The sequence below is a fragment of the Micromonospora sp. NPDC047521 genome, from assembly GCF_055587305.1.
The window spans coordinates 109201-132802 of record NZ_JBVJGN010000011.1 but is presented as its reverse complement, the minus strand read 5'-3'; the positions used below and the strand labels follow the sequence as shown (position 1 = coordinate 132802).

Sequence of the window (23602 nt, the reverse complement as noted above, 5' to 3'; positions counted from 1 at the left end):
CGTCGTCTCGTCACGGTGCACATCCTCCGACGCGGGCGCAACCTGCCGCCCGCGCCGGAGGTGGCCCACCTGTCAGTTGCCGAGAGTGACGTGCAGGATGCGTTCGTTGCTGTTGTTCGGAGTGCTGTCCTTGTCACCCTGGTTGGTGGTGGTCAGCCAGAGCCCACCGTCGGGGGCGGGCTCCACCGTCCGCAACCTGCCGTACGTTCCGCTGAAGTAGGTCTGCACGTTCGTCAGGCTGCTGCCGCTGATCACCGCGCGATACATCCGGGCACCCCGTGCGCAGGCCACGTAGAGGGCGTCCCGCACGATCGTGATGCCGGAGCAGGACCCTTCCGCGGTCGGGTAGGTGCGTGCCGGTGCGATGAATCCGGCAGTGCCACAGGTGCCGCTGGTGCCCTCGCACGCGGGCCAGCCGTAGTTGCCGCCCTTGGTGATCAGGTTGGTCTCATCCATGATCGAGTTGCCGAACTCCTGCTCCCACAGTCGACCCTGCGAGTCGAAAGCCAACCCCTGCGGATTGCGGTGGCCGTAACTCCACACGTAGTTGCCGAACGGGTTGTCCGACGGGACTGTGCCGTCCGGGTTGAGCCGCAGGATCTTGCCCTCCAGACTCGACCGGTCCTGCGCGTAGTTGCCGTTCTGCGCGTCGCCGGTGCTGGCGTACACCTTGCCGTCCGGGCCGAACCGCAGGCGACCGCCGTCGTGGTACTTGTTGCGCCGGATGCCGCTGATCAGCACCTGCTCGCTGGCCGTGTTGAGCGCACCGTTCTCCAACCTGATCCGGACGACCCGGTTGTCGGTGGGGGAGGTGTGCATGATGTACAGCCACCTGTCGCTGGTGAAGCTCGGCGAGATGGCCAGGCCCAGCAGGCCGCCCTCACCGTCGGTGCTCTGCACGTTCGGCACCGTGCCCAGGTTGGTCTTCGCCCCGGTGGTGGGGTTGAGCTGGATGATGTCGTGCGCGTCGCGGCGGTTGTAGAGGACGCTGCCGTCCGGCAACGTCACAAGCCCCCACGGGATGTCGGTGTCGGTGGTGACCTGCCGTACCCCGCACACCGGGCTGCCGCATCCGGCGCCGGTGGTCACCGTCGCGGTGCCGCTGCGCGGCGACACATTGTCCTGCGCGTCCCGGGCCACCACCTGGTACTGGTAGGCGGTGTTCGCCGCGAGGCCGCTGTCGGTGAACGTGGTGACCGGGGGAGCGCCGGTAACCGTGCCGACCTTCACGCCGTTGCGGAAGACGTCGTACGCCCGTACCCCGATGTTGTCGGTCGACGCGGTCCACCGCAGCGTCACAGTGGTGCCCGAGGCGGTGCCGGTGAGCTGCTGCGGAGCGGTGGGCGCCTGGGTGTCGGCCTGGCACGGCGGCGGCGTGATCGACACGGTGGCGCTTGCCTGCGACACGTTGCCGGCGGCGTCGCGGGCGTTGACGTACAGCCCCCAGGTCGCGCCGGCGACCACGGTGAGGCTTGTGGACAGCGTCGTGCCGCTCACCGACTTCATGAGCTGACCGTCGTGGTAGACGTCGTAGAAGGCGACGGCCACGTTGTCGGTCGAGGCGTTCCAGGCGAAGGTCACCGAGTTGCAGGTCAGGCCGCTCACCCGCGGGCTGCCCGGTGCGGTGGGCGGCTGGCTGTCGGCACTGCCCAGGGCCGTCGTCCACCGCTGGTTGGCCTGCCCGTGGCAGGTCCAGAGATTGACGGGGGTGCTGTTGGCGGTCGCCGCGCCCGTCACGTCCAGGCACAGGCCGGACTGGACGCCGACGATGGTCCCGTCGGTGTTGATCCGCCAGCGCTGGTTCGCGCCACCCGTACACCCGTTGATCTGGATCGCGGCGGGCGAGGTGGTGTCCTGCCCGACCACGTCCAGGCACATCGTCTCGTCGTACACCCGCAACTCACCGGCCGACGTGAAGGCCCACGACTGGTTCGCCTGCCCGTTGCAGTCGTAGATGTTGAGGCCGGTGCCTGCCGTCCGGACGTTGCCGACCACGTCCAGGCAGCGGCCACTGCTTACGCCGACAACGGTCGCGGGAGCAGCCGCCGCAGCGGGCACGGCGACCGCCACGGTCAGCAGTGTCACGGCCGCCACCGCCGCCGGTAGCAGCCGTCGGCGGGATTGGCGTGGTTTGGTGCGCGCGAAGAATCGCATCCGTCCTCCAGGATCGTCGACCGGCCGCCCCAGGCGACCTGTCGCCCGACCATGTCGAACAGTTGACATCGATCATCAAAGATGAATTACCCACCCAAGTCAACAATGTCGCTCGATGAGGGACAAAACCGGAGGCCGACGCGACGTCCGCGCCGAAGAGAATCGCCTGAAGATTCCGGTACGGCCTGACGCCGCCCCGGGGTCAGTGTCAGCTCGCCACGCTCACACGTAGTCGCACTGGGGGTTCGGCCTCGACGTCACGTCGATGATGGCGTCGAGCCTGTCCCGGGTGATGGTCAGCTCGGCGATCTGCGCGTTGATCCGGTCCCGCTCCGCCGCCAGGCGTGCGCGCGACTCCGGGGTGCTGACCCCGGCGTCCACGCACGGCAGGAGCTCCGCGATCGTCCTGCTGGACAGTCCCGCGCCGTACAACTGCTGGATCAGCCGCACCCGGTCGACCGCCGCGTCTCCGTAGCGCCGCTGCCCGCTTTCCGACCGCGTCGAGACCAGCAGGCCCTGCTCCTCGTAGTACCGCAGCGCGCGAACACTGACCCGCGTCCGGGTCGCCAGGTCCCCGATCCGCACAGTGACCCACCTCGCAATACTTGCCTCTGACGTCAACGTGAGGTTTTAGCCTAGCTCCATGCAGATCAACGGCACGAAAGCCCTCGTAACAGGCGCCAACCGTGGCCTCGGCAAGGCCTTCGCCGAGGCTCTCGTCGCCCGCGGCGCCACCACCGTCTACGCCACCGCCCGCCGCCCCGACAACATCAACATCCCCGGCGTCGTACCACTCCAGCTGGACATCACCGACCCGGCGTCCATCGACGCAGCGGCAGCCGAGGTGGGTGACCTCGACATCCTCGTCAACAACGCCGGCATCTCCACGAACGCGCCACTGCTCGGGCCCTCCACGGAGAACATCCGCCGCGAGTTCGACACCAACTTCTGGGGCACCCTCAACGTCGTCCGCGCCTTCGCCCCGAGGCTCGCCGGGGGTGCCATCCTCAACGTCATCTCGGCGCTGAGCTGGTACGCCTTCGCCCCCGCCAGCAACGGTTACGCCGCCTCCAAGGCCGCGGAATGGTCTCTCACCAACGGCATTCGACTCGAACTGGCCGACCAGGGAACCCAGGTCACCGCACTGGCCCTGGCCATCGCCGACACCGACATGATGGCCGCCGTGGACATCCCCAAGCTCCCACCCCGCGAGGTGGTGGCCATCGCCCTGGACGGCCTGGAGGCGGGCAAGCTCGAGGTGATCGCCGACAGCCCCACCGCCAAGGTCAAGGCGTCGCTGTCGCGCGACCCCGCCCTCTTCTACGCCGACATCCCCGGCGCCCTCTTCGGCTGACACCACCATCCCCGCTCAGCCGGTCAGGAGGGGAAGGTACCTGTGCGCCCGGTAGGGTTCGAACCTACGACCTTGGGATTAGAAGTCCCCTGCTCTATCCGCTGAGCTACGGGCGCGCGGCGTGGATGTCGCGCCAGAAGGGTACCGCCAACCCACCGCGCGTCGGGCCAACGGGTGGCCGCGTCCACATTGCCGGGAGGGTCTCACGGCGGCCCGGGGGCGGGCATCCGGGTTCCCGCTGGCCGGCCCGGCACCGGACCGTACCCTCGGCTGGTGCTGCTGGATCCGGACGCCGAGAGCGGCGTCGCCTACGAGCTGTGCCAGGTCGTCGGCCGTGCCATTCTTCCGTACCGTACGTCGGCGGGCCTCGGTACCGCGTTCTTCTTCCGCAGCGGTGACGACCCGGTGGGGGAGGCGCTGGTGACGGCGGCCGACCTGGTCGGTTTTCCGAACGGTGAGCTGGGCCTGCGGGGGAGCGTCACCGAGCCGGACGGGGTCGCCCCCGACGCGCTCTCCGACGGCGAGATCGTGCCCGGCTGGTCCCGCTACCCGGGCGACGGGGTGGCGGTGCTGCCGACCGCCGGCCTGCACCGGCACGCCGGCGACGGCGGCTGGCGGTGGCGGGTGCAGCCGGTGCCGGCAGCGATCGCCGCCGGGGCCGAGGTCGTCGCGCGCCTCGGCGCCGACGCCAGTTCCGCCTTCGTGCTGGCCCATGGGGTACGCGAGGACGGGTCGCGCCCGTTGGAGGTCGCGATCGAACGGGTGGTCCGCGACGGGGACGACGTGCGGATCACCGACGAGCTGCCACCGGGGTACGTCGGCGCGCCCGTCTTCGTCGTGCAGGTCGACGCCACCGGTGAGGTGTCGCTGTACTGCCTGGGCCTGGTCCTGCCCGGCGTCGACGGTCACCGGGTGGCGACCTTCGACCGGATCGGCGCGGTCCTGCCGGCGACGCCCGGCGACGCCTGAACCGGCTGGCTCAGCCGTTGGGCGTCGCCATGCCAGCCGGGTCGTCCGTCGGCTGCCGGCCCGCCGGGATGGAGGTCCCACCGGTGTCGGCGGGCTCGTCGGCTGGGGCGGTCGGGCCGGCCGCCAGGAACGCCTCGGCCCAGCGGCCCACCTCGTCGAAGACCTTCTTCCGGACGGCGGGGCCGGAGAGCGTGAGGTCGTGCAGCCCGCCGTCGAACCGTGCCAGTGTGACGTGGCGGCCGAGGCGGGGCGCGTACCGGACCATGTGCTCGACGTCCAGCACGGCATCGGCGAGGGTCGCGTTGTCGTGCCACTTCGTGCCCCGGAACGAGCGGGTCGAGCAGGCCAGCAGCACCGGCACCTGGATGTCCAGCCCCGCGCGCAGCCGGCGTTGACCGGTGCGGATCGCGTTCAGCCAGCCGGCCCGTACGGGGAACCCGGCCAGCGGCTTCCACGTCAGGTCGTAGGTCCACTCGCCCCGGTGGTCGGCGTGCAGGCTCTCGCCGTACACAGTGCCCAGCCCGAACGGCAGGATGCGGTGCGGCGCCCGGCGGCCCAGCCGGGAGACGGCGGCCGCGAGGGGTCTGCGCACCGCCCAGGGTGCGTTGATGTCGAAGAAGGGGCTGTTGAGCACGAGGCCGTCGACGGTGCCGGCGTCGCGGCGGGCGTCCGCCCAGAGCGAGATGATCAGGCCGCCGGTGGAGTGACCCATCGCCAGCAGCGTGTCGTGCCCGTCGTCGGACCGGATGATCTCGGCGGCGGCGTCCAGCTCCGGGAAGTAGTCGCTGATGTCGCGGCAGAAGTTCGGGGTCTGGCCGGGGAGCAGGCTGCGGCCGTACTTGCGCAGGTCCAGGGCGTAGAAGTCCCAGCCACGCTCGGCGAAGAAGTCGGCAAGGTGGGTCTGGAAGAAGTAGTCGACGAAGCCGTGCACGTAGAGCACTGCCCGCCCGGTAGGACGCTCGGCCCGCCGCCGGACCAGTGTCGCGACGACAGGCCCCTCGTCGTCGGTGCCCAGGTCGATCGTCTGCCGCTCGTACGGCGGCCCCAACACGTCCGGTTCCACGAACGCGACGCTACGCCGCGAACCTACCCAGCGGTAGCCCGCGCCCTGGTCCGCCCCGCGATCCTGGCCCGCCCCCGCGATCCTGCTCCTGTTGCCGTGGCGCAGCCTCTGCCTGCTGCGTGCGCGGCCCCGAAGGTGCAGGATCGCGGGGCACGAGGCGTGGGTCAGACCGTTTCCGCGTCGGCGCGGCTGGGGTCGGCGGCGGGCAGCTGCTCCTGACCGTCGGCGAGGTCCAGCTCACTCTGCGGCGGCGGGACGTCGCGCAGGTGCTTGTTGTGCCGGGGCTCCTGGCGGGTCTTGGCGTCGTTGAGCTTGCGGCGCAGGTCGTCGCGGACGTCGTTGAGGGCGGCGTGCAGATCCTCCTCGGTGGAGGTGGTGACGATCTTCTGCCGGCCGGCGATCCAGCACTCCAGGGTGACCTTCTGCCCCCTGGCCTCGCGGTCCTTCACCGACACCTCAAGCTCGGTGGCGTCGGCGTGGAAACCGGCCAGCCGGGCGTCGAGGGTGGCGAACTGCTCGGCGATCCAGTTGCGGTCGCCCTGCGAGAACCCGGCACCCACCCGCAGGCACTCGGCCACGGTGGCGGGGTTCGCCACGGCGCTCATTGCTGCGCCTCGGTGGTGGGTGCGGAGCCGATGGTGGTGATCATCATGGCGCTGACCTCTCGTCGACGTGGAGCTGTCGGTGGTGCGTTGATCAAGTCCTTACCCAGTTCGGTCGGCCCCGGAAACCGCCGACGGCGCGTCGGCCGTACCACATCCGGGCGTGATCAGGCCGTTGTCCACAGGTGGCCTCGTCGTCCACAGGCCCGGCGATCGTGCTGGCGACGTCCGGCGCCGACGCCCAGGCTCGGTGGCGAGTCGACTCGCGCTGGCAGGCTTCCCGATCCCCTGGAGGGACGATGTTCGACACGTACGTCACGATCGTGGGACATCACAGACCGCGAATACTCGGTCACCAGCGGAACGACACCTGCACCCGCTTCTCTTCTGGCTCCCGCCAGAAGGCCGCAGGCCGCAGTACGACCCGATCGACGACCGACCGCAGCGCCTTGTTCCGGTCTGCGTGCGTCGCCTCCGGGTTGCTCCAGAGCGCAAGCAGCGCGTCAACACCGCGGGCTGCGACTTCTGGGTCCGGTGACGGCTCATCAACCCCGAGGCGGGCCAGCTGCGCCCCCGCCATCCGCTCGGCTTCCCGCAGCTCCGCCATCGCCTGCCGGTACACGTCCTCTGGAAGACCGTCCATGGCGTTGTCCTTCACCAGCTTGACCATGCCGGCCCGGGCACGCTTCACCTCACGTTCAAGGCTCGCCCGGTCCGCCCGGTCGGACGTGATCCTTGCGAGACGACGTGCCCGCGCGATGTGGTCGGTGCGCAGCTTCGACGCCCACTCGGCGGTCTGCCGCAGCACCTCGGCCTCAACCCGGGCAAGCAGCGGGCGCCCCACCCCCTCGCAGGCACTGCCCTTGACATCCCCGCGGCCCTGGCCACAAACCAGCCGGTCGGCCTGCCGTTGCAGCCGGTGCCCGTAGGGGCACTCACACAGGCCGACCAGCGACCATGTCGGCGCGAGATGTCGCGGCGGAGTGCCCGCCTCTGCGGCGAGGCGGTTCTGCACTCGCTGCCAGGTGACCTCATCAGTCAGGGGCGCGTGTACACCGGGGAGGACTTCACCCCCGGCGACTACCCGACCAAGGTAGGCGGGGTTCCGCAGTAGGGATTTGACGTTGGCGGTGTGCATGGGCTTGCCACGCACGGCGGCCAGGTAGGAGGTGACCTCGCCGATCGGTTCGTCAGCGGCGTACCGGCGGAACACCTCAGTAATGGCAGGCCCAACAACGGGGTCCGGCACCAACTGCTTGTCGACTTTCAGGTAGCCGAGCGGGCGCCCGTGATGTTTGCCGTTCTCCGCGAGTTGCGAGATCGCCCCCGACCAGCTGCGGCCGATCTCCTTGGCTCTCATCTGCGCGATGGCGAGCAGGTTGGTCAGCATCCACTCCCCGCTCGGCGTGGAAGTGTCGATCCTTTCGCACGCCGAGATGATCGTGACGCCGTGCTGTGCGAGTTCGCGGAGGATCAGCAGCGACTCCAGCACGTCACGGCCGAAGCGAGAGACGTCATAGACGGCGATGGCGTCGATGTGTCCGGCGCGGGCCATGGCCCGTACCTTGTCGATGCCGTCGCGGCTGAAGTGGGTGCCGGAGACGTCGATGTCGTCGACAACGCCGACCTCTTGCATGCCCATCGTGGCGCGGCGCATCGCCGACTTCTGCACGTCCGGGCTGTGAAAGTCATCGCCGCCGCGGCCCATCAGCGAGGACACGCGCACGTAGAGCACGACTCGGCCCGGCTGGTCCGGCACGGAGGCGATGTTGCCGCGACGGCGGGGCATCAGTTCGCGGCGCGGTCGTCCTGGCCGCGGCTGCCGCCGCGCTCCTGCTGTTCGGCGATCTGCGCGAGGTACCGCAGGGTTGCCCTGATGCTCGTCTTCTCGGGCTCAGGGGTGGCTGGGTCGGTGAGCCGCCTCATGATGATTTTCAGGTCAGGGTCGAGGGGCGCGTCGCGGGTGGGCCTGGTCGGCGGGGTCGCGCTGACGCGCAGACCGGCGGCCGTGAGCGCCTCGTCGGTGTCCAGGTTGAACAGCTCGGCGAACGCGGTGACCACCGTGGCGTCTTCTGGCCGGCTGGTCTCTGACTCCCACCGGTGAACGGTGCCGCGGTCGACGCCGAGCCGCCTCGCAAGTTCGGACTTGGACATGCCGACCCGCTCGCGGACGGCGGTCACGTATGCGGCCCACGCGCCACGGGCCTGCGATGCAGGGTTGCCCACCGGGACACGGTAGAGCAGTCCGTGGGGCATCTCCGCAGGTCGGGAAGGGTCTGGATGGGTTGTGCGGCGCTCCTGCCGCAATCTCAGACTCCGTCGCGACCAAGCACGATTCACCTTTTCTCCACGTTGCATGGGTGCAACGGTAGGTGACTTTAGGGGTCAGCTCAAATCATCCGAACGGATGATGTGTTGCAGGGTTGCAACAGGCCGCGTCGGCGGCCTATGGTCGTTGCATGAGCGCAGCACCTCCCCGTAGCAACCCTGCAACACCTCTCCCCGTCCAGTTGCGCACCGACACCTTCGACGGCCTCGTCAAGGAGCGGTGGGGAGACGTCAGCGAAACCGAGCTGGCCCGGCTGATCGGTGTCGACCGCACCACCCTCTACCGCATTCGTGAGGGCAGGGTCACGCCGACTCTGGAGACCGCGATGCGGATGGCCGAGGCCCTCGGGACGACCGTCGAAGAGCTGTTCGAGGTGACCCCATGACGCACCCCCCGTCCGGCCCACACACCCCGACCGCGCCGTCCGGGCCGAGGGAGCGGATCACGCCCCTTGACCCCGACAGCGAAGCCGGCCAGGCCGCAGCAGATGCCCTGAGCCAGGCACTCGCAGAGATCCACCTCACGATCGCCCGCCGACGCGGCGACCGAGCCGCGTCCACGGACGCCGCCTGATCCACCCGGTGCCCGACCGGGCCCGGAAAGCAAGCGACGCCCCCGATCCGCCAAGACCCAGGGACGCCGCCAACCGAAGGGACAGAGTACGTGACCAACAACGACGCGGCCCGCCAGGCGAGGCGCACACCGCACGACTACGAGCCGACTGGCCGTCGCCAGCACCACCGCGCCCCCCTCTGCGGGGTCTGCGGCCTACCCGAAGGCAACCAGGTCCACGGTGACGGACAGCCCACCGATGTCGAGGCCTACCGGATCGACGAGCAGACGAGCGCACTCAGCCCCATCACCGACCGGCAGCTGCTCGCCGAGGTGTCCGCCTGGGCCCACCGCAACGACTGGCGCGTCGGCGGATGGCGCGGCTACCAGAACGCCGCCTTCGAGGACGGCGCGACCGTCGCGGTCCGGCTGAACGAGGACGGCTTCGAGGTGTGGCGCAAGCCCGCCGACGCCCCGCACTTCACCGGCATGTCCACGGAGTACCAGGCCGACAGCGTCCGCCAGGCGGTCGACCTGCTCGTCGCCCTCAACGTCCTGCCGGCGAGGTTCGCCCGGGCGTTCCGCGCCGGCTGGCTTCGCGGCTGGTCCGAGGCCGCCACCGACACCATGCCGGCACCGGTCGTCGCGCCGACCAACCCGGACCGCCGCTGCCGCTACTGCGGGGCCACGTCGGGGCTGATCCTGCGCCCCGGTAACCCGCTGACCGGTGCTGGCCGCGGCCACGAGTGCATCGACGGCTGCAAGGGCGGCACCCGGTGAGCGCGGCGATCAAGACGAACAACTTCGCCGACCTGCGCCTGAAGCTGGCCGACGCGACCGACGAGCAGCTGGCCGCGACCGCCGCCTACTGGGCGGCCCTGCCCGGCGTCATCGCCGCCACGGTGCGGCACCTCATCGACGAGGAGATCGAGGTCCGGCAGGCCGTCCGCCACGACATCGAGACCGCGCACGCGGCGCTGGTCGCCGCGATGGCCCCGACCACCCGCTGGGAGGCGAAGCGATGAGCACCGACATCAGCGCCGGCGCCGAACTGACGTGGGAGGACGTGTACGCCGCGATCAGCCGCGAGGTGTGGAAGCTCGCCCCTCAGGACCACCAAGACTCCGGCCACAAGGACATCACGTTCCTGACGAACTGGCAGGACATCATGTGGGCCGTCCAGAACGGGATCGAGGCGGTTGCCGCCCTTCCCGCCGAGGGCGGTGCGTCGTGATCGACCTCGCCGACATGCTCGCCCACACCGACTGGGCCACTCCCGCGCCCACCACCCCCCAGCCCACACCGACGACCCCGTTCCCGTCGCCGATGCCCGACACCGGCCCCCGCCACAGCGACGACCCCGAACTTCACCGCTGGGCACCCAACGCGGACCGGGCCACCCTCACCGCGCTCACCACCAGCACCGACGACCTGATCGCCGAGATCCGACGCGGCGGCGACGAACTGGCCGCCGGCATCGCCCGGCACCGGGCACTCGGGGAGGTGGCCTGATGGAGCCCTACTACCAGACGCCCCTGGCCAGCCTCTACCTCGGCGACTGCCGCGACATCATCCCCACCCTGCCCGCCCGCTCCATCGACCTGCTCATCGCCGACCCGCCCTACGGGGTGAACTGGCAGTCCAGCCGCCGCACGGACCGATTCGACCTCATGGACGGCGACGACGGCACCACCGACTGGCCCGCCATCATCGGCGACGCCATCCGGCGGCTGCTGCGCAACCACCGCCACGCCTACGTGTTCGGCTACACCTCCGACCAGGTCGCCAAGCGCTGCGACCTCGGGGCGACCGCCGAGCTGATCTGGGACAAGCAGCACCTCGGCCCGGGCAACCTGTCCGTGCCGTGGGGGCCCGAGCACGAGCGGTTCACGTTCGGTGTCTACGAGTGGTCGGCCCGCAACCGCGACAAAGGATCCGGTCGGCTCGCCGCCCGCCTGCGTCAGGGCTCCGTCATCCAGGCCGCCCGACCCAACTCGGGGCAGGTGCGCCATCCGGATGAGAAGCCGGTGCCGCTGCTGCTTCCCATCGTGGAGTCGTCGTCGCTGCGCGGCGAGACCGTCTTCGACCCGACCGCCGGCGTGTGCTCCGTCGGTGTTGCCGCTCTGCTCGCTGGCCGCCGCTTCGTCGGCATCGAGTCGGAGCGCCGCTACGCCGACCTGGGCGTCGAACGGCTGCGGGCTGCGGAGCAGGTCGCACTGATGGCCGGGGGTCTGTGATGGCCCGCCTCCTGATCGAACTAGCCATCACCCTCATCGCCTTCAAGGCCGGCGGCTGGTGGCTGCGCTGGCGCGGCCTGCGCCACCAGATGCTCGCCGCGCAGAACGCCATCAGCGACCCCGCCTACCTGGCGCAGGTGCTCGACGGCTACCGGGCGCAGGTCCGGGCCATCGTGCGGCTCCCGCGCCTTCACCTGCCCCGCTTCCACTTCCACACCCGGAGGGCGTCGTGACCACCCCGAAGCGCATCCAGCGCAAGCGCACCGCCGGCTGGCGGATGCCCGACAACACCGTCTACGTCGGCCGGCCCACCCTGTTCGGCAACCCGTTCACCTACCGGGGCCAGTGGGGGCTCGTCCACTACGGCCCGAAGCACCACGAGCGGTTCGGCCGCGACTGGGACCACGAGGGCCGCATCAGCGGGGACGGCAACCGCCACGACATGTTCCTCCCCATCGACGGCTCGCGCGAGCTGGACCAGGTGGAGACGTACGTCCGGTGGGGCACCCGGGCGGAGCTGGTCGAGCTGTTCCGGCTGACCCTGACCGCTCCGACGCTGGGAATGCGCTGGGCGTACCCGAGCCGCCAGGGCCACTTCCTCAAGGTCACGCCCGACGAGATCCGCACCCACCTCGTCGGCAAGAACCTCGCCTGCTGGTGCCCGCTCGACCAGCCCTGCCACGCCGACGTGCTCCTGGAGATCGCCAACGGCGGTGCCCCGTGACCCGCCTGCGCATGGTCGGCGACGCCATCGCCGCCGCCATCACCCACCTGATCACCCCCGCCGCCCGCCGCCAGGCCGCACGCCGCCGCGACATCAAGCGCCTCGCCGAACTGGTCGTCGCCAGCGAGCAGCACACGAACGGAGACAAGCCGTGACCGACATCAACCTGCACGCCTGGTGCGCCCAGCGGGCCGCCAACTACCGCGACTTCGAGCAGCACGAGATGGCCATGTACCCCGACAGCGACAGCCGCGACATGGCGGTCGTCGAGAACGTCGTCCGTGTCCTCGGCAACCCGACGCTGGACGAATCCCGCGCAGTGCTGGCCATCCTCGCCGAGCAGCACGACCACGAGCTGAACCCGAGGGGCACCGCCGGGTGGCTCACGAACCGCGTCAACGAGCTGACCGCCGCCCTCACCGAGGCCCGCGGCCAGCTCACCGCCGCGAACCGCCGCGCCGCCGGACTCGAAGCCGACCTCCGCTCCGCCGTCACCGCCAACACCGCCTGGGCCAACCAGGGCAAGCCATGCCTGATCGTCAACTGCGCCGACTGCGGCGAGCCGTTCAAGCAGGACGGCGTCACGATCCACTTCGCGAACCTCGACGACGCCCGGTCGATCGTCGACAGCGAGGACTGGCGGTACGTCGGCGACGAGCCGGTCTGCGCCAACTGCCAGTACAAGCCGCACGCCTTCAAGCCCGACGGGCCGGACGTGCTGACCTGCCAGCGGTGCGACCTCGAAGAAGACGACCACGAGACGGCCGGCGAGAAGGCCGAGGTGGCGTCGTGACCACCGACCTCCGCGACGGCGACGTCATCGCCTGCCCCACCACCGGCCGCACCACCCTCCGCCAACGCATCGCCGGCTGGATCGGCCGCGACACCGACCACACCGGCGCCGACGAAACCTGGTCACCCGCCAACGACCTCGCCGCCGGCAACCACCGACCCGACCGCATCCGCCCCGTCAACCCCGGACACGGGCTCACCCCCGCCGGCCTCCAATACGCCACCGGCACCGACCAGCAGATCCACGCCGGCATCGACGACGCCACCGGCATCCTGCCCAACCCACCCCGCAAAGCGGTCGCCGCCATCGGCGCCACCGGCCACTACGCCATCTACGACGAGTGGCTCGGCGGCCTCAACCCCGGACCGCTAGAGCCCGCCCACATCCACGACGAGCTGATCGGAGCAGGGAAGTGAAACTCCTCCTCCCCAACGTCCTGCCCGACTGGCAGATGGGTGCCGTCTGCGCCCAGGTCGACCCCGAACTCTTCTACCCACCCAAGGGCGGCGACGCCACACCCGCCAAGCGCATCTGCCGTGGTTGCGACGTCCGCCTCAAGTGCCTCAAAGAGGCCCTCGACAACAACGAAGAGTTCGGGGTGTGGGGCGGACTCTCCGAAAGGGAACGGCGCGCACTCAAGAAGCAGCAGATCCGCGGCGCATCCGTCCAACCCATCCGCCAGCGGCGCCGCGCCGGCCTCGCCGACCACCACACCACCATCGTCGAGATGCTCGACCGGGACGCCACCTGGGCCGAGATCGGCCAGGCCATCGGCTACAGCACCGACGCCGTGAAGGCGTACTGGGGGCGGCAGAAGCAGGCCGCCGCAGCACAGGAAGAGCTGGCGGCATGACCGTCGACCAGGTCGCCGCAGCCTGCTGCGGCACGAAGCCTCCGGGCGTGGCAGGCGCCGCCCTGGTCAACGCCTGCCAACTCTGCCCGAGCTCGCCGACCTACTGGCGCGACCAGCCTCCTACGCCGGCCCCAGCCGCCGAAGCGCCCACGGCGGCGCCGCGCGTCCTGGTGGGAGGGCTCGACTGGTCCGGCCACAAGGCCAGCGAACGCCGCCCCTGCCGCCTCTGCGGCGACCCGGCATTCATGCGCGACGCCAGCGGACGGCCCTGCCACAAGACCTGCGCCGAGCAAGCCGGCGACGAGCGGACCGCGAGCGTCGGACCCGCGCTCCGGCTGATCGAAGGAGGGCGGCGGTGAACACCTGCGTCACCTGCGACGAGCCCGAAACCAACTGGCCGCCCTTCGACCCGCTGTACGCCGCCGGTGCCAGCCAGTGCCCGCACTGCAAGCGGCACGACCTCAACGAGCAGGCCACCCGACAGAACACCCAGAAGTGAGAGACGCCGTGGAATTCACCTTCGCACCCGCCACCAAGGCCCAGGCCAAAGCCCGCCTCGCCTTCGCCGGCCCGTCCGGCAGCGGCAAGACCTACACCAGCCTCGTCACCGCCACCGCCCTCGGCGGACGCATCGCTGTCATCGACACCGAACGCGGCAGCGCCGCCAAGTACGCCGACCTGTTCACCTTCGACACCCTCGCCATGCACACCTACGACCCGCGCGACCTCGTCAAGGCCCTCGCCGCCGCCGGAGGCGCCGGCTACGACGTCGTCATCGTCGACAGCCTGTCGCACTTCTGGATGGGCACCGGCGGCATGTTGGAGCAGGTCGACCAGGCCGCCAAGCGCTCCGGTGGCGGCAACACCTTCGCCGGGTGGAAAGAGGCCCGGCCGATGGAACGGGCCATGGTCGACGCGCTGCTGGCCTACCCCGGGCACGTCATCGTCACCATGCGCACCAAGACCGAGTACGTGGTCGAGGAGAACGACCGCGGCCGGAAGATCCCCCGCAAGATCGGCACCAAGCCGGAGCAGCGCGACGGCATCGAGTACGAGTTCGACATCGTCGGCGACCTCGACCTGGAGAACACGCTCATCGTCGCCAAGTCCCGCTGCAAGGCGCTGGCCAAGGCTGTCATCCGCGAGCCCGACGGGGCGTTCGGCGGCACCGTGCTGGCCTGGCTGTCCGACGGCTCCGACCCGGGCATGACCGTCTCCGAGGTCCGTCGCAAGGCCCTCGACCCGGCCACCACGTTCGAGGAGCTGGGCCAGCTGTACAAGGCCGAGGAGAAGGCCGGCCGCCTCGGCGCCGCCGTCGAGGACGAGAACGGCAACTCGACCCCGCTGGGCGCGCTGCTGGCCCGCCTGGGAAACACCCGCAAGGCAGCGGCCTGATGCGCCCCGTCGACGAACAGCGATCCGACCAGCGCTGCCCGAAGTGCAGCAAGGCACTGACCGTCGAGCCCGCCGACGGGGCCACCAACACCACCCAGCACCACTGCCTGCACTGCGGCCACCGCGAGACGACCCGGCTCCCACGCGGCGACCGGCTCACCCGCGCCGAGGTCCGCCGGCTCGTCACCGCCAGCCGGCGGCTGCTACTCGGCCCGTCCTGTTACGGCCGGCGCCACCGCCACTGCACCGCCTCCAACTGCGAATGCCCCTGCCACGCCCGAATCCAGAAAGGCCAGTCATGAGCGGCGACACCACCATCACGGTCATCGGCAACCTGACCGACGATCCCGAACTGCGCTTCACCCCGTCGGGGGCTGCGGTCGCGAAGTTCCGCCTCGCATCCACCCCGCGGTTCCTCGACAAGGCCTCCGGCGAGTGGAAGGACGGCGAGCCGCTGTTCCTCGCCTGCAACGTGTGGCGGCAGGCCGCGGAGCACGTCGCCGAGAGCCTCCAGCGTGGAGCACGCGTGATCGTCCAGGGCCGGCTGCGGCAGCGGTCGTACGAGACGAAGGAGGGCGAGAAGCGCACCGTCATCGAGCTTGAGGTCGACGAGATCGGCCCGAGCCTGCGGTACGCCACCGCCCAGGTCAAGAAGATGGGCCGCTCCAGCGGCGGTCAGGCCCCGCGCGGCGGCAGCAGCGACGACCAGTGGTCGACCGGCGGCGTCCCCGGCGCCGATAGCGACATCCCGTTCTGATCCGGCTCGCCGGAGTCCCACATCGGCACCTGCCGGTGCGGGGCTCCGACCATCCGGCACCACCGAAGACCACGACCACCAGGGGGGACCTGATGACCAGCACCACCCCGAGCGCCGACGAGGTCCGCGCCCTGCCACACATGCCGGCCGCCGGTCGCGCCATCACCGCCCTCACCAGCGGACAGGAGACGTTCACCCGTACGCAGGTCGCCTACCTGATGGCCCTCGCCTTCCAGGTCGGCTGCGACGCCACAGAGCAGCGCGGCGACGACCCGGCGCTGTGGAACCTCGCCTATGAGACCGGCTACGCCAACGGGTTCAGTGACGGCGACGAAGCCGCCCTCGCCGAGGTCTGGGAAGGGCTGCGGTACGGGTTCAGTGGGCCGCGTCGCGCCGCGAAGGACGGCGTACGCGGCACCCTCACCGCCGCCGACGCCATCTGGTGGCACACGCGGGCCGTCGAGCAGCGCGACGCGCGACGCGTCGCCGACCGGCCCACGCCACGCGTCGGCGACTATCCCGGCGGCGGGCTCGGCGTCGACTGGGAGACCGGCCGACCGGTCCGGCACCTGGAGGCAGCGGCGTGACCGACCTCGACGTCGACCCGCTCACCGGCTACTCGGACGAGCTCTGGCCCGAGGGGTGGGAGCACTTCGAGCCGGCCGCCGAGGTCGCCCAACAGGCCCTCGACTCCGGCGCCCCCACCGTGCCGCTGGTCAACCTGCCTGACGCGTTCTGGAGCGCCCGGCCACTGTTCAAGCACGTACGCGAAGCCGCATGGGCGTCAGTCACCTCCGCCGACGCCGTCCTCGGCTCACTGCTGGCCCGCGCCTCGGCGATGGTCCACCACCACATCAAGTTCGACTCCGGCCGCGGCCCCACCGGCTCGCTCAACACCTTCGTCAACCTCATCGGCCAGTCCGGCGCCGGCAAGACCGAAGCGATGCGCACCGCCACCCGGCTCATCCTGCCGCCCCGCTACCTGGCCCGCCTCGACGGCAGCGCCGACCCGGAGCTCTACCGCGACGGCATCGGCCTCGGCACCGGTGAGGGCATGGCCGAGGCGTACATGGGCTGGGTGCAGCGCGAAACCGGCGAGCTCGACCGCAAGGGCGAACCGAAGATGGAGAAGGTTCGCGCCCAGGTCCGCCACAACGCGTTCTTCTACGTCGACGAGGGCCAGACCCTCGCGAAGATGATGCAGGAGCGGCAGGGCTCCACCGTCGGCATGGCCATCCGCACCGCCTGGACCGGTGGCGCTCTCGGCCAGTCCAACGCCCGCGAGGAGAACACCCGGTTCCTGCCCGACGGCACCTACGCCATGGGCCTGATCATCGGCTACCAGCCGCAGGTCGCCCAGCACCTGCTCGCCGACGGCGGACCGGGCACCCCGCAGCGGTTCCTGTGGCTGTCGGCGATCGACCCGAACATCCCCGACGAGCCGGTGCCGCTGCCCGACCCGACCCGGCTCACCCTCGGCGGCGACCTGGTCCGCGACATCAACCCGGTGATCTCGTTCCCGCCGGAGCTCCGCGCGCAGCTGCGTCGCGAGCAGCTGGCCCGCCAGCGCGGCGAGGTCGTGATCGACGAGCTCGACTCGCACGTGCCGCTGATGCGCTGCAAGCTCGCCGCCCTCCTGGCCCTGCTCGATGAGCGGTTCGAGGTCACCGGGGAGGACTGGGAGCTCGGCGGGCTGATCTGGGCCACGTCGTGCGCGGTGCGCGACCGGCTCATCGAGTTCGGGCGGCAGGAGGCCGAGCGGACCCGCCTGGCGCAGATCGAGAAGCGGCGGCAGGAGGCGGTGGCGATCCGGCTGGCCGAGCGGGGCGTCGACTCCACGGTGGAGCGGGTCGCGGCCTGGATCTGCGACAAGGTCCGCGAGAAGGAGCGCATCGCCAAGGGCGCGCTGCGCAAGTTGCTGCCCGCTCGGGACCGCGACTGGTTCGAGGCCGGTCTATCTCACGCTGAGGCGTTGCGGTGGGCGGTCATCGATGACGACCGCTACGTGGTGCCCGGTCCGGCGCGGGTGGACAGGGGGGGTGGACAGGTGGACACGTGTCCACCCCCTGGGGGCGAAAAAGGGGCTCCGGGAGCCGGAATTGGGGTGAATCACAGTGAGTGACGAAACGACTACAGATCGCAACATGGGCCCTGACCATATAAAAGAAAGATCAACTAACAAAAAAACCCCTGACTACGTGACGCGCGCGAGGCAAACCCTCGGGGGGTCGGGGGTGGACATGTCCACCTGTCCACCCCCCGGGCCTGATGTCCACCCCTCGGAGCCCGAGTCCGTCGGTCCTCTCGCCGAGCAGTTCCTCGACCGGCTCGCAGCGCAACCCGACGACCCAGACCTCACCGCCCGACGCCGCGGCGTCCTCGACCGCCTCCGCAGCCAGAAGCCCGCCATCCGAACCAGCAGGGAGCCGTCATGACCCAGCCGAACCAGACCACCTACACCAACGTCGACATCTGGGGCCCCGAGGACCCGGCGCCCGCCGTCATCGACGCCGACCACCTCAGCCGCCAACGCGACTTCTCGCACCGCACCTTCGGCCCCGGCCCGCGCACCGAGGGCGTGCTCGACCACATCCGCAAGGAGCTGATCGAGATCGAGGCCGCGCCCCACGACCTGTACGAGTGGGTCGACGTCGTCATCCTCGGCCTCGACGGAGCCTGGCGGGCCGGACACGAACCGCAGGCCATCATCGACGCGATCGTGGCGAAGCAGGCAAAGAACGAGGCCCGCGTCTGGCCGGACTGGCGCACCGCCAAGCCGGGCCAGGCGATCGAGCACGACCGGACCGCCGAGGTGCAGTCGTGAAGCGCCGGCCCCGCGACATCGGCACCGCCGCCGAAGACGCCACCGTCCGCCCGTGCAAGATCTGCGGCAAGCAGCGGCCGAAGGGTCGCCCCGTCTACTGCTCCGAGGAGTGCGCCGGGGTCGGCTACGCCGAGCAGCACCGCGCCCGGCAGGAGCGCCGCATGCAGGCTTGCCAGCGGTGCGGAGGGCAGAAGGAGTTTGGCACCCGCGGCGGTCGATTCTGCGCCGAGTGCAAGCGCCTCCACGCCGACACCACGCAGCAGCTCGAGCAGGAACGCAGCCGACGCCGCTACCTGGCGAAGCTGGACGGAAAGCTTGCCGAGGGCAAGCGGATCAAGTCCCGGCGCAAGGACGTGCCGCCCGGTCAGAAGTGGTGCGCCCGGTGCCAGGAGTTCCGCCCGCTCACTTCGTTCCCACAGCGGAAGGGCGGCGGCAAGCCGGCGTCGTACTGCAAGCCCTGCCAGCGGTTCTACAACACCGAGCGCCGCATCAAGCTGACCTTCGGTCTCAGCTGGGACGAGTACGAGCTGCTGCTTGCCTGCCAGGACGGCAAGTGCGCCATCTGCGGCGGACGCCCCCGGCGCCACATGCTCGCAGTCGACCACGACCACAAGACCGGCGAGATCCGCGGGCTGCTCTGCTCCCGATGCAACCGAGACCTGCTCGGCTCCGCCAACGATGACCCGGCTCGCCTGCGCCGCGCGGCGGACTACCTCGAGGAGTTCGCCCCGCGTGAGGTGTTCGGCGACCCGAAGTACGTCCCTGGCTCCACGCCGCCCGAGCTGCTCGCCGACGCCGTCACCCTCCTGCGCGCCGCCGGCTACGGCGAACCGGACCGGCCGGTGGTGGCCCCGTACCGGCACACCGGCGCCCTCCCCGCCACCGACGTGCCCCTGCCCGCGGAGGTGGCGTCGTGACCACCGACCTCAGCGACCACTCGCCGCTCTCCGTGCGCGCCGAGTTCGTGGACTGGGACACGGTCCCGCGCTCGTGGGTGCGGGTGGCCCGGCGTGGCTGCGCCGGCTGCGTCGAGTGGGACGCGGTGCGGGAGCGGATCTCCGCGACCCGCCGGGCGTACCGCCGCCGGCGGCGCTGACCAACCCCGCAGGTCCATAAGCCCCGCTATAACCCCCTCCAAACGATCAAGGAGGTAGACGTGATCACGACCCGCCAGTGTCCGAAGTGCCGACGGTCCCGCGAGGGCGACGCCTTCGTCAGCGCTTCACCGACCGCGATGTGCCGGCCGTGCCGCGACCGGAAGTCGACGCTGCGCACGCCGGACCGGGTCCGCACGATGAACCTCTGGAGCAAGTACCGGATCACGGCGGAGCAGTACGACGCGCTCCGTGCCGAGCAGGACTACCGCTGCGCGATCTGCCGCACCCACGAGGACGACCTCTCGACGTCCCGGGGTGGCCGCCCCCGCCTGGATGGGTCAGGGCCGAGTGAGGGCTTCCGTCTGGTGGTCGACCACTGCCACGACTCGAACGAGGTTCGCGGGCTGCTCTGCGTCGCCTGCAACTCGGCGCTCGGGCTCCTGAAGGACTCGCCGGCGGTGCTCGCCGCCGCGATCCGCTACCTCACTGAGCGCAGAAGCGGGGATGCCACTTCCAACCCTCAGGCACATCAACAGCCAGTGACCAATCCGTGAGCCATCAGACCGAGGTTATGGCCCGAGTAGTGGCCCAAGACGAAGGAGCGCCGACATGGACCGCACGCTGACCCGCATCAACGAGATCGCCGACCGCGACGTGCCGGACCGCGAGAAGGTCAACGACTACTTCGCCGCGATCCTCGACACCCAGATCGCCGAGCTGATCCGCAGGGACACAGACGAGCCCGGCCTGCTCCGTCGGCACGGCTTCCACGACATCGCGGACCTGCTGGCCCGCTGAAAGCACCCAGAGCACCCCGAATCAGACACCGAAAGCGCCGGATCTATCTCAATAGCTACGGCACCGCAGGTCAGAGCACATGAAAGGACGAGAGATGACCGAGATTGGCGAGCACTTCGAGTGGGCGTACCGCTGGCTCGACTCCGACGGAGACGTGCTGGACGAGATGCCGGCCCGCGACAACATCCGCGAGACAGCCAAGGAGCGCGCCTACCGCCTCGCGGCCAACCGTCCGGCCGGCGTGCCCCGCGGTCAGGTCGTGCGATACCGAGTCGTGACCACCGAAGAGGTAGTCGCGAGCTACGAGAGCACGGGGCAGTGATCACCCTGCCGCCGCTGGTCGCGTACCTCCGCGTCAGTACCGACCGCCAAGCCGACGAAGGCTACGGCCTCCACGTCCAAGAAGCCGCCATCAAAGACTGGGCCAAGAACAACAAACGGCGCATCGTCGCCTGGTACCGCGACGAAGGCATCAGCGGCACCCTTCTCGCCCGCGACGGCTGGATGGACGTCGAAGACGCCATCAGCTCCAAGCGCGCCGCCGGCGTGGTCGCCTACAAGCTCGACCGGCTCGCCCGCGACACCATGGTCCAAGAGACGTTGATGCAGTCCGTGTGGAAGCTCGGCGGCGAGGTGTACTCCACCAGCCCCACGGAGAGCAACCTGCGCGACGACCCCGAGGACCCGTCTCGCAAGCTCATCCGCACGATCATGGGCGCGGTCAACACCTACGAACGCGACATGATCACCCTGCGGATGCGGCGCGGCCGACGCACCAAGGCCAACCGGGGCGGCTTCGCCTACGGCAGCCCGGCGTTCGGGCAACGCTCCGTCAACAAGCAGCTCGCCAAGGACCCCACCGAGCAGGCCACCTTGCGCCGGCTGCTGGAGCTGCGTCGCGCCGGCCTGTCCACCCGGCAGGTCGCCGCCCAGCTCAACGCCGAGGGCCGCACGACGAAGCGCGGGAAGCAGTGGACGTCCGCCGGGGTGTCCGACGTGCTGCGACGCCGCGCCACCGGCCAACACCGAGGCAAGACCACCACCGCGCCGCGCTGAGCGGTGCCGACCGGAAGGACAACGACCATGAGCGACACCCAGAACGCTACGCACAGGCTCGAAGCCATCGTGGCGAACGGCCAGGCGACGGGTACCCGCTGCGCGCAGTGCGGACGCGAGTGGCAGCCCGGCGAGTGGATCCCGACCTTCTCGACCTGCCCAGGCAGTAGCTGAAACGCCGGTGGGCCTCCGGGACAGCAATCCCGGAGGCCCACCACCGCACCCCTGTAGGGCGCGCCTGTACGCACCGGCCAGCCTACAACCCGGGGGGACCAGCCAGATGGACCGCGACGCCACACTCACCACCATCACCGGCCTCGCCGAAGCGCTCTGCGACGCCGGCCCACACACCGAACGTGTCCGCTACTGGGACAAGAACCGCAACGAGAAGTACCGCGAGCACCGCACCATCCAACCCGGACTGCTCCAGCAGCTCCACGACGCCGCTGTAGAGCCCGTACGCGCCACCACAGACGCCGGCCCACGCCCAACGCCGGGCAGCCGCCCCCCGCTCGCCCTGGAGGCTCTGAGCACCCACGCGGCCATCTGCACGCACGTCCACCACTGGTGCTTCTCCCTCAACCTCGACCCCCGCGACACCGTGGAGAGCAACATCCGCGCGTTGGTCGGCGCCGCACCCACCCTCGACGACGAAGACCTCACCCTGCTCGCCGTCGAACTCCGCACCTGGCATCGCTGGGCCAGCGTCGCCACCGGTTGGACCGCACCCCTGTTCGCACCCCACGTCCCCTGCCCCGCCTGCACGGTGGTCGGGCAGCTGCGCGTCAACCTCACCGCGCAGGCCGCCCACTGCCGCGCGTGCCAGGCCACGTGGGCATCCGACGACGGCAGCCTCTACGCACTCGCGGAGTACATGCAGGCCAGGGTCCAGCGCGCCGCAGCTTGACGTTTCGTTGGCGTCACCTACGATGGATGCCAGCAACAGAACTGTCTTCGGAGCCCCGCCAGTACCCCCGTGCTGCGGGGCTTCGTCACGTCCGGGGGCGGGGACAGCGGGCAGGCCGACTGTGGCGGACGGCCTGCCCGCACCGGACCAACGGGGGTGGACGATGCCCCGAGCGAAGCGAGTCTGCTCAACACCTGGATGCCCACAGCTAACCGACGGCGGCCGTTGCGGTACGCATAGACGCGAGGCGGACCAGGCGCGAGGCAGCAGACAGCAACGCGGATACACGCCCGAGCACGAGGCGTTCAGGCGTGCCGTCCTCCGCCGTGACCCCACCTGCGTGCGCTGCAAGGCGGCACCCAGCAAGCACGCCGACCACCACCCGCTTAGCCTGCGTGAGCTGCGGGCCCGAGGGCTGAACCCGTACGCCCCCGAGCGCGGGCGCGGCCTGTGCCAGCCCTGCCACAGCAGCGAGACGGCACGACACCAGCCCGGTGGGTTCAACGCCCGCTGACCATCGAAGACAGCCTGCGGAGTAGCTACCGCAGGTGGGAAGCCCCGAGTCTCCCGGCTCGGGGCTTCCGCCATTCCGGGAGGTCACCGTGAACGAGCTAACCTGCTCTGTCCCTGGCTGCCACAACCCGAAGCGGACGCGCTCCGCTGAGCTGTGCAAGAAGCACTACCACCGTCAGTACCGGCACGGTTCCGTGGACCGCGTCGCCCACCGGGCTGGCATCTCCGTCAGCCACGGCCGCAGGTACCGGTCGCTGCACCTGCCGAACCACCCGCTGGCCATGAGGTCGGGCAGGGTGTACGAGCACCGCGCGGTGCTGTACGACGCCATCGGCCCTGGCCCGCACGCCTGCCACTGGTGCGCGGGCACGGTGCGCTGGGACCCAGCTGACGGTCGGCCCCTTCAGGTCGACCACCTCAACGGTGTCGGCGACGACAACCGGCCAGACAACCTGGTCCCGAGCTGCGGGCCATGCAATGTGGCGCGTGCCCAGCAGGCACGCTCGGCCGCCCTGCGCGAGGCCGGCTTCTGGTCACGGCACGACACCGTCGCGGGTCTACGCAGAGGCGGTCGTCGTCAACTACTGCCGGTCGTCACTCACGGTGAGTGAGGGTGGGGCCATGC

At 70.4% G+C, this 23602-nt stretch carries 34 protein-coding genes, 1 tRNA gene and 1 pseudogene; 29 read left to right on the top strand and 7 right to left on the bottom strand.

Annotation, left to right across the window (positions count from 1 at the left end; all coding sequences use genetic code 11):
• Window positions 1–72: 72 nt before the first annotated feature.
• Window positions 73–2154, bottom strand: coding sequence for a PQQ-dependent sugar dehydrogenase (locus ACZ6N8_RS23375; protein WP_466012689.1), 2082 nt, complete (start codon window positions 2152–2154; stop codon window positions 73–75).
• 222 nt (window positions 2155–2376) lie between these two features.
• Window positions 2377–2739 (bottom strand): MerR family transcriptional regulator, encoded by a 363-nt coding sequence (locus tag ACZ6N8_RS23370; protein ID WP_466012687.1) that lies wholly within the window; start codon window positions 2737–2739, stop codon window positions 2377–2379.
• Window positions 2740–2797: 58 nt separating this feature from the next.
• Here ACZ6N8_RS23370 and ACZ6N8_RS23365 point away from each other — a divergent pair, with 58 nt between their 5' ends.
• On the top strand, window positions 2798–3508 hold the full coding sequence (locus ACZ6N8_RS23365) for an SDR family oxidoreductase (RefSeq protein ID WP_466012685.1): 711 nt from the start codon (window positions 2798–2800) through the stop codon (window positions 3506–3508).
• A gap of 43 nt (window positions 3509–3551) precedes the next feature.
• On the opposite strand, the gene ACZ6N8_RS23360 is transcribed toward ACZ6N8_RS23365, so the two are convergent.
• Window positions 3552–3624: transfer RNA gene (locus tag ACZ6N8_RS23360), tRNA-Arg, on the bottom strand.
• 157 nt (window positions 3625–3781) lie between these two features.
• Between ACZ6N8_RS23360 and ACZ6N8_RS23355 the strand changes: the two genes are divergently transcribed.
• Window positions 3782–4477, top strand: coding sequence for a hypothetical protein (locus tag ACZ6N8_RS23355; RefSeq protein WP_466012684.1), 696 nt, complete (start codon window positions 3782–3784; stop codon window positions 4475–4477).
• 10 nt (window positions 4478–4487) lie between these two features.
• On the opposite strand, the gene ACZ6N8_RS23350 is transcribed toward ACZ6N8_RS23355, so the two are convergent.
• From ACZ6N8_RS23350 to ACZ6N8_RS23335, 4 genes are all read right to left on the bottom strand, one after another.
• Window positions 4488–5540, bottom strand: coding sequence for an alpha/beta hydrolase (locus ACZ6N8_RS23350; RefSeq protein ID WP_466012682.1), 1053 nt, complete (start codon window positions 5538–5540; stop codon window positions 4488–4490).
• Window positions 5541–5704: 164 nt separating this feature from the next.
• Entirely contained in the window at window positions 5705–6145 is a 441-nt protein-coding gene (locus ACZ6N8_RS23345) for an HPF/RaiA family ribosome-associated protein (protein ID WP_466012680.1), read from the bottom strand.
• 349 nt (window positions 6146–6494) lie between these two features.
• On the bottom strand, window positions 6495–7901 hold the full coding sequence (locus ACZ6N8_RS23340) for a recombinase family protein (RefSeq protein WP_466012678.1): 1407 nt from the start codon (window positions 7899–7901) through the stop codon (window positions 6495–6497).
• A gap of 29 nt (window positions 7902–7930) precedes the next feature.
• Window positions 7931–8368, bottom strand: coding sequence for a helix-turn-helix domain-containing protein (locus tag ACZ6N8_RS23335; RefSeq protein ID WP_466012676.1), 438 nt, complete (start codon window positions 8366–8368; stop codon window positions 7931–7933).
• A 233-nt stretch (window positions 8369–8601) separates the two neighbouring features.
• On the opposite strand from ACZ6N8_RS23335, the gene ACZ6N8_RS23330 reads away from it, so the two are divergent.
• From ACZ6N8_RS23330 to ACZ6N8_RS23200, 27 genes and pseudogenes are all read left to right on the top strand, one after another.
• Window positions 8602–8856, top strand: coding sequence for a helix-turn-helix transcriptional regulator (locus tag ACZ6N8_RS23330; RefSeq protein WP_466012674.1), 255 nt, complete (start codon window positions 8602–8604; stop codon window positions 8854–8856).
• A gap of 278 nt (window positions 8857–9134) precedes the next feature.
• Window positions 9135–9803, top strand: a complete 669-nt coding sequence (locus ACZ6N8_RS23325) for a hypothetical protein (protein WP_466012672.1) — start codon at window positions 9135–9137, stop codon at window positions 9801–9803.
• Window positions 9800–10048 carry a hypothetical protein gene (locus ACZ6N8_RS23320; protein ID WP_466012670.1) on the top strand — a complete coding sequence of 83 codons (249 nt, stop codon included), beginning with the start codon at window positions 9800–9802 and terminating at the stop codon, window positions 10046–10048. Before ACZ6N8_RS23325 ends, ACZ6N8_RS23320 begins: the two co-directional genes overlap by 4 nt.
• A complete protein-coding gene (locus ACZ6N8_RS23315; RefSeq protein ID WP_466012668.1) occupies window positions 10045–10257 on the top strand; it encodes a hypothetical protein in 213 nt (70 codons plus the stop codon). Before ACZ6N8_RS23320 ends, ACZ6N8_RS23315 begins: the two co-directional genes overlap by 4 nt.
• On the top strand, window positions 10254–10535 hold the full coding sequence (locus ACZ6N8_RS23310; RefSeq protein ID WP_466012667.1) for a hypothetical protein: 282 nt from the start codon (window positions 10254–10256) through the stop codon (window positions 10533–10535). Before ACZ6N8_RS23315 ends, ACZ6N8_RS23310 begins: the two co-directional genes overlap by 4 nt.
• On the top strand, window positions 10535–11260 hold the full coding sequence (locus tag ACZ6N8_RS23305; protein ID WP_466012665.1) for a DNA-methyltransferase: 726 nt from the start codon (window positions 10535–10537) through the stop codon (window positions 11258–11260). The genes ACZ6N8_RS23310 and ACZ6N8_RS23305 overlap by 1 nt, the downstream gene beginning before the upstream one ends.
• On the top strand, window positions 11260–11493 hold the full coding sequence (locus ACZ6N8_RS23300; protein ID WP_466012663.1) for a hypothetical protein: 234 nt from the start codon (window positions 11260–11262) through the stop codon (window positions 11491–11493). Before ACZ6N8_RS23305 ends, ACZ6N8_RS23300 begins: the two co-directional genes overlap by 1 nt.
• Window positions 11490–11984, top strand: a complete 495-nt coding sequence (locus ACZ6N8_RS23295; protein ID WP_466012661.1) for a DUF4326 domain-containing protein — start codon at window positions 11490–11492, stop codon at window positions 11982–11984. The genes ACZ6N8_RS23300 and ACZ6N8_RS23295 overlap by 4 nt, the downstream gene beginning before the upstream one ends.
• Complete coding sequence (locus ACZ6N8_RS23290; RefSeq protein WP_466012659.1) at window positions 11981–12139, top strand: hypothetical protein; 159 nt, start codon at window positions 11981–11983, stop codon at window positions 12137–12139. Before ACZ6N8_RS23295 ends, ACZ6N8_RS23290 begins: the two co-directional genes overlap by 4 nt.
• On the top strand, window positions 12136–12777 hold the full coding sequence (locus ACZ6N8_RS23285; protein ID WP_466012658.1) for a hypothetical protein: 642 nt from the start codon (window positions 12136–12138) through the stop codon (window positions 12775–12777). The genes ACZ6N8_RS23290 and ACZ6N8_RS23285 overlap by 4 nt, the downstream gene beginning before the upstream one ends.
• The gene (locus ACZ6N8_RS23280) at window positions 12774–13193 is read left to right on the top strand and encodes a hypothetical protein (protein ID WP_466012656.1); all 420 of its coding nucleotides are present in this window, start codon (window positions 12774–12776) and stop codon (window positions 13191–13193) included. The genes ACZ6N8_RS23285 and ACZ6N8_RS23280 overlap by 4 nt, the downstream gene beginning before the upstream one ends.
• 35 nt (window positions 13194–13228) lie before the next feature.
• A pseudogene (locus ACZ6N8_RS23275) lies at window positions 13229–13423 on the top strand (WhiB family transcriptional regulator); the annotation flags it as partial.
• Between the two features lie 203 nt (window positions 13424–13626).
• Entirely contained in the window at window positions 13627–13989 is a 363-nt protein-coding gene (locus ACZ6N8_RS23270; RefSeq protein ID WP_466012655.1) for a hypothetical protein, read from the top strand.
• Entirely contained in the window at window positions 13986–14129 is a 144-nt protein-coding gene (locus ACZ6N8_RS23265) for a hypothetical protein (protein WP_466012653.1), read from the top strand. Before ACZ6N8_RS23270 ends, ACZ6N8_RS23265 begins: the two co-directional genes overlap by 4 nt.
• A gap of 8 nt (window positions 14130–14137) precedes the next feature.
• Window positions 14138–15025, top strand: coding sequence for an ATP-binding protein (locus tag ACZ6N8_RS23260; protein ID WP_466012651.1), 888 nt, complete (start codon window positions 14138–14140; stop codon window positions 15023–15025).
• Window positions 15025–15327: a hypothetical protein gene (locus ACZ6N8_RS23255; RefSeq protein ID WP_466012649.1), complete on the top strand. Its 303-nt coding sequence runs from the start codon at window positions 15025–15027 to the stop codon at window positions 15325–15327. The genes ACZ6N8_RS23260 and ACZ6N8_RS23255 overlap by 1 nt, the downstream gene beginning before the upstream one ends.
• Window positions 15324–15782, top strand: coding sequence for a single-stranded DNA-binding protein (locus tag ACZ6N8_RS23250; protein ID WP_466012647.1), 459 nt, complete (start codon window positions 15324–15326; stop codon window positions 15780–15782). The genes ACZ6N8_RS23255 and ACZ6N8_RS23250 overlap by 4 nt, the downstream gene beginning before the upstream one ends.
• A gap of 92 nt (window positions 15783–15874) precedes the next feature.
• Window positions 15875–16369: a hypothetical protein gene (locus tag ACZ6N8_RS23245; RefSeq protein WP_466012646.1), complete on the top strand. Its 495-nt coding sequence runs from the start codon at window positions 15875–15877 to the stop codon at window positions 16367–16369.
• Window positions 16366–17904, top strand: a complete 1539-nt coding sequence (locus tag ACZ6N8_RS23240; protein ID WP_466012644.1) for a YfjI family protein — start codon at window positions 16366–16368, stop codon at window positions 17902–17904. Before ACZ6N8_RS23245 ends, ACZ6N8_RS23240 begins: the two co-directional genes overlap by 4 nt.
• A gap of 309 nt (window positions 17905–18213) precedes the next feature.
• Window positions 18214–18606, top strand: a complete 393-nt coding sequence (locus tag ACZ6N8_RS23235; protein WP_466012642.1) for a dATP/dGTP pyrophosphohydrolase domain-containing protein — start codon at window positions 18214–18216, stop codon at window positions 18604–18606.
• Complete coding sequence (locus tag ACZ6N8_RS23230) at window positions 18603–19523, top strand: endonuclease VII domain-containing protein (RefSeq protein WP_466012640.1); 921 nt, start codon at window positions 18603–18605, stop codon at window positions 19521–19523. The genes ACZ6N8_RS23235 and ACZ6N8_RS23230 overlap by 4 nt, the downstream gene beginning before the upstream one ends.
• Window positions 19520–19702, top strand: a complete 183-nt coding sequence (locus tag ACZ6N8_RS23225; RefSeq protein ID WP_466012638.1) for a hypothetical protein — start codon at window positions 19520–19522, stop codon at window positions 19700–19702. The genes ACZ6N8_RS23230 and ACZ6N8_RS23225 overlap by 4 nt, the downstream gene beginning before the upstream one ends.
• 60 nt (window positions 19703–19762) lie before the next feature.
• Window positions 19763–20257 carry an endonuclease VII domain-containing protein gene (locus ACZ6N8_RS23220; RefSeq protein WP_466012637.1) on the top strand — a complete coding sequence of 165 codons (495 nt, stop codon included), beginning with the start codon at window positions 19763–19765 and terminating at the stop codon, window positions 20255–20257.
• A gap of 55 nt (window positions 20258–20312) precedes the next feature.
• Window positions 20313–20501 (top strand): hypothetical protein, encoded by a 189-nt coding sequence (locus ACZ6N8_RS23215; protein ID WP_466012635.1) that lies wholly within the window; start codon window positions 20313–20315, stop codon window positions 20499–20501.
• A gap of 94 nt (window positions 20502–20595) precedes the next feature.
• Window positions 20596–20823, top strand: coding sequence for a hypothetical protein (locus ACZ6N8_RS23210; protein ID WP_466012633.1), 228 nt, complete (start codon window positions 20596–20598; stop codon window positions 20821–20823).
• On the top strand, window positions 20820–21557 hold the full coding sequence (locus ACZ6N8_RS23205; RefSeq protein WP_466012631.1) for a recombinase family protein: 738 nt from the start codon (window positions 20820–20822) through the stop codon (window positions 21555–21557). The genes ACZ6N8_RS23210 and ACZ6N8_RS23205 overlap by 4 nt, the downstream gene beginning before the upstream one ends.
• Window positions 21558–21837: 280 nt before the next feature.
• Entirely contained in the window at window positions 21838–22464 is a 627-nt protein-coding gene (locus ACZ6N8_RS23200; RefSeq protein WP_466012629.1) for a DUF7341 domain-containing protein, read from the top strand.
• The last annotated feature ends 1138 nt before the right edge of the window (window positions 22465–23602 follow it).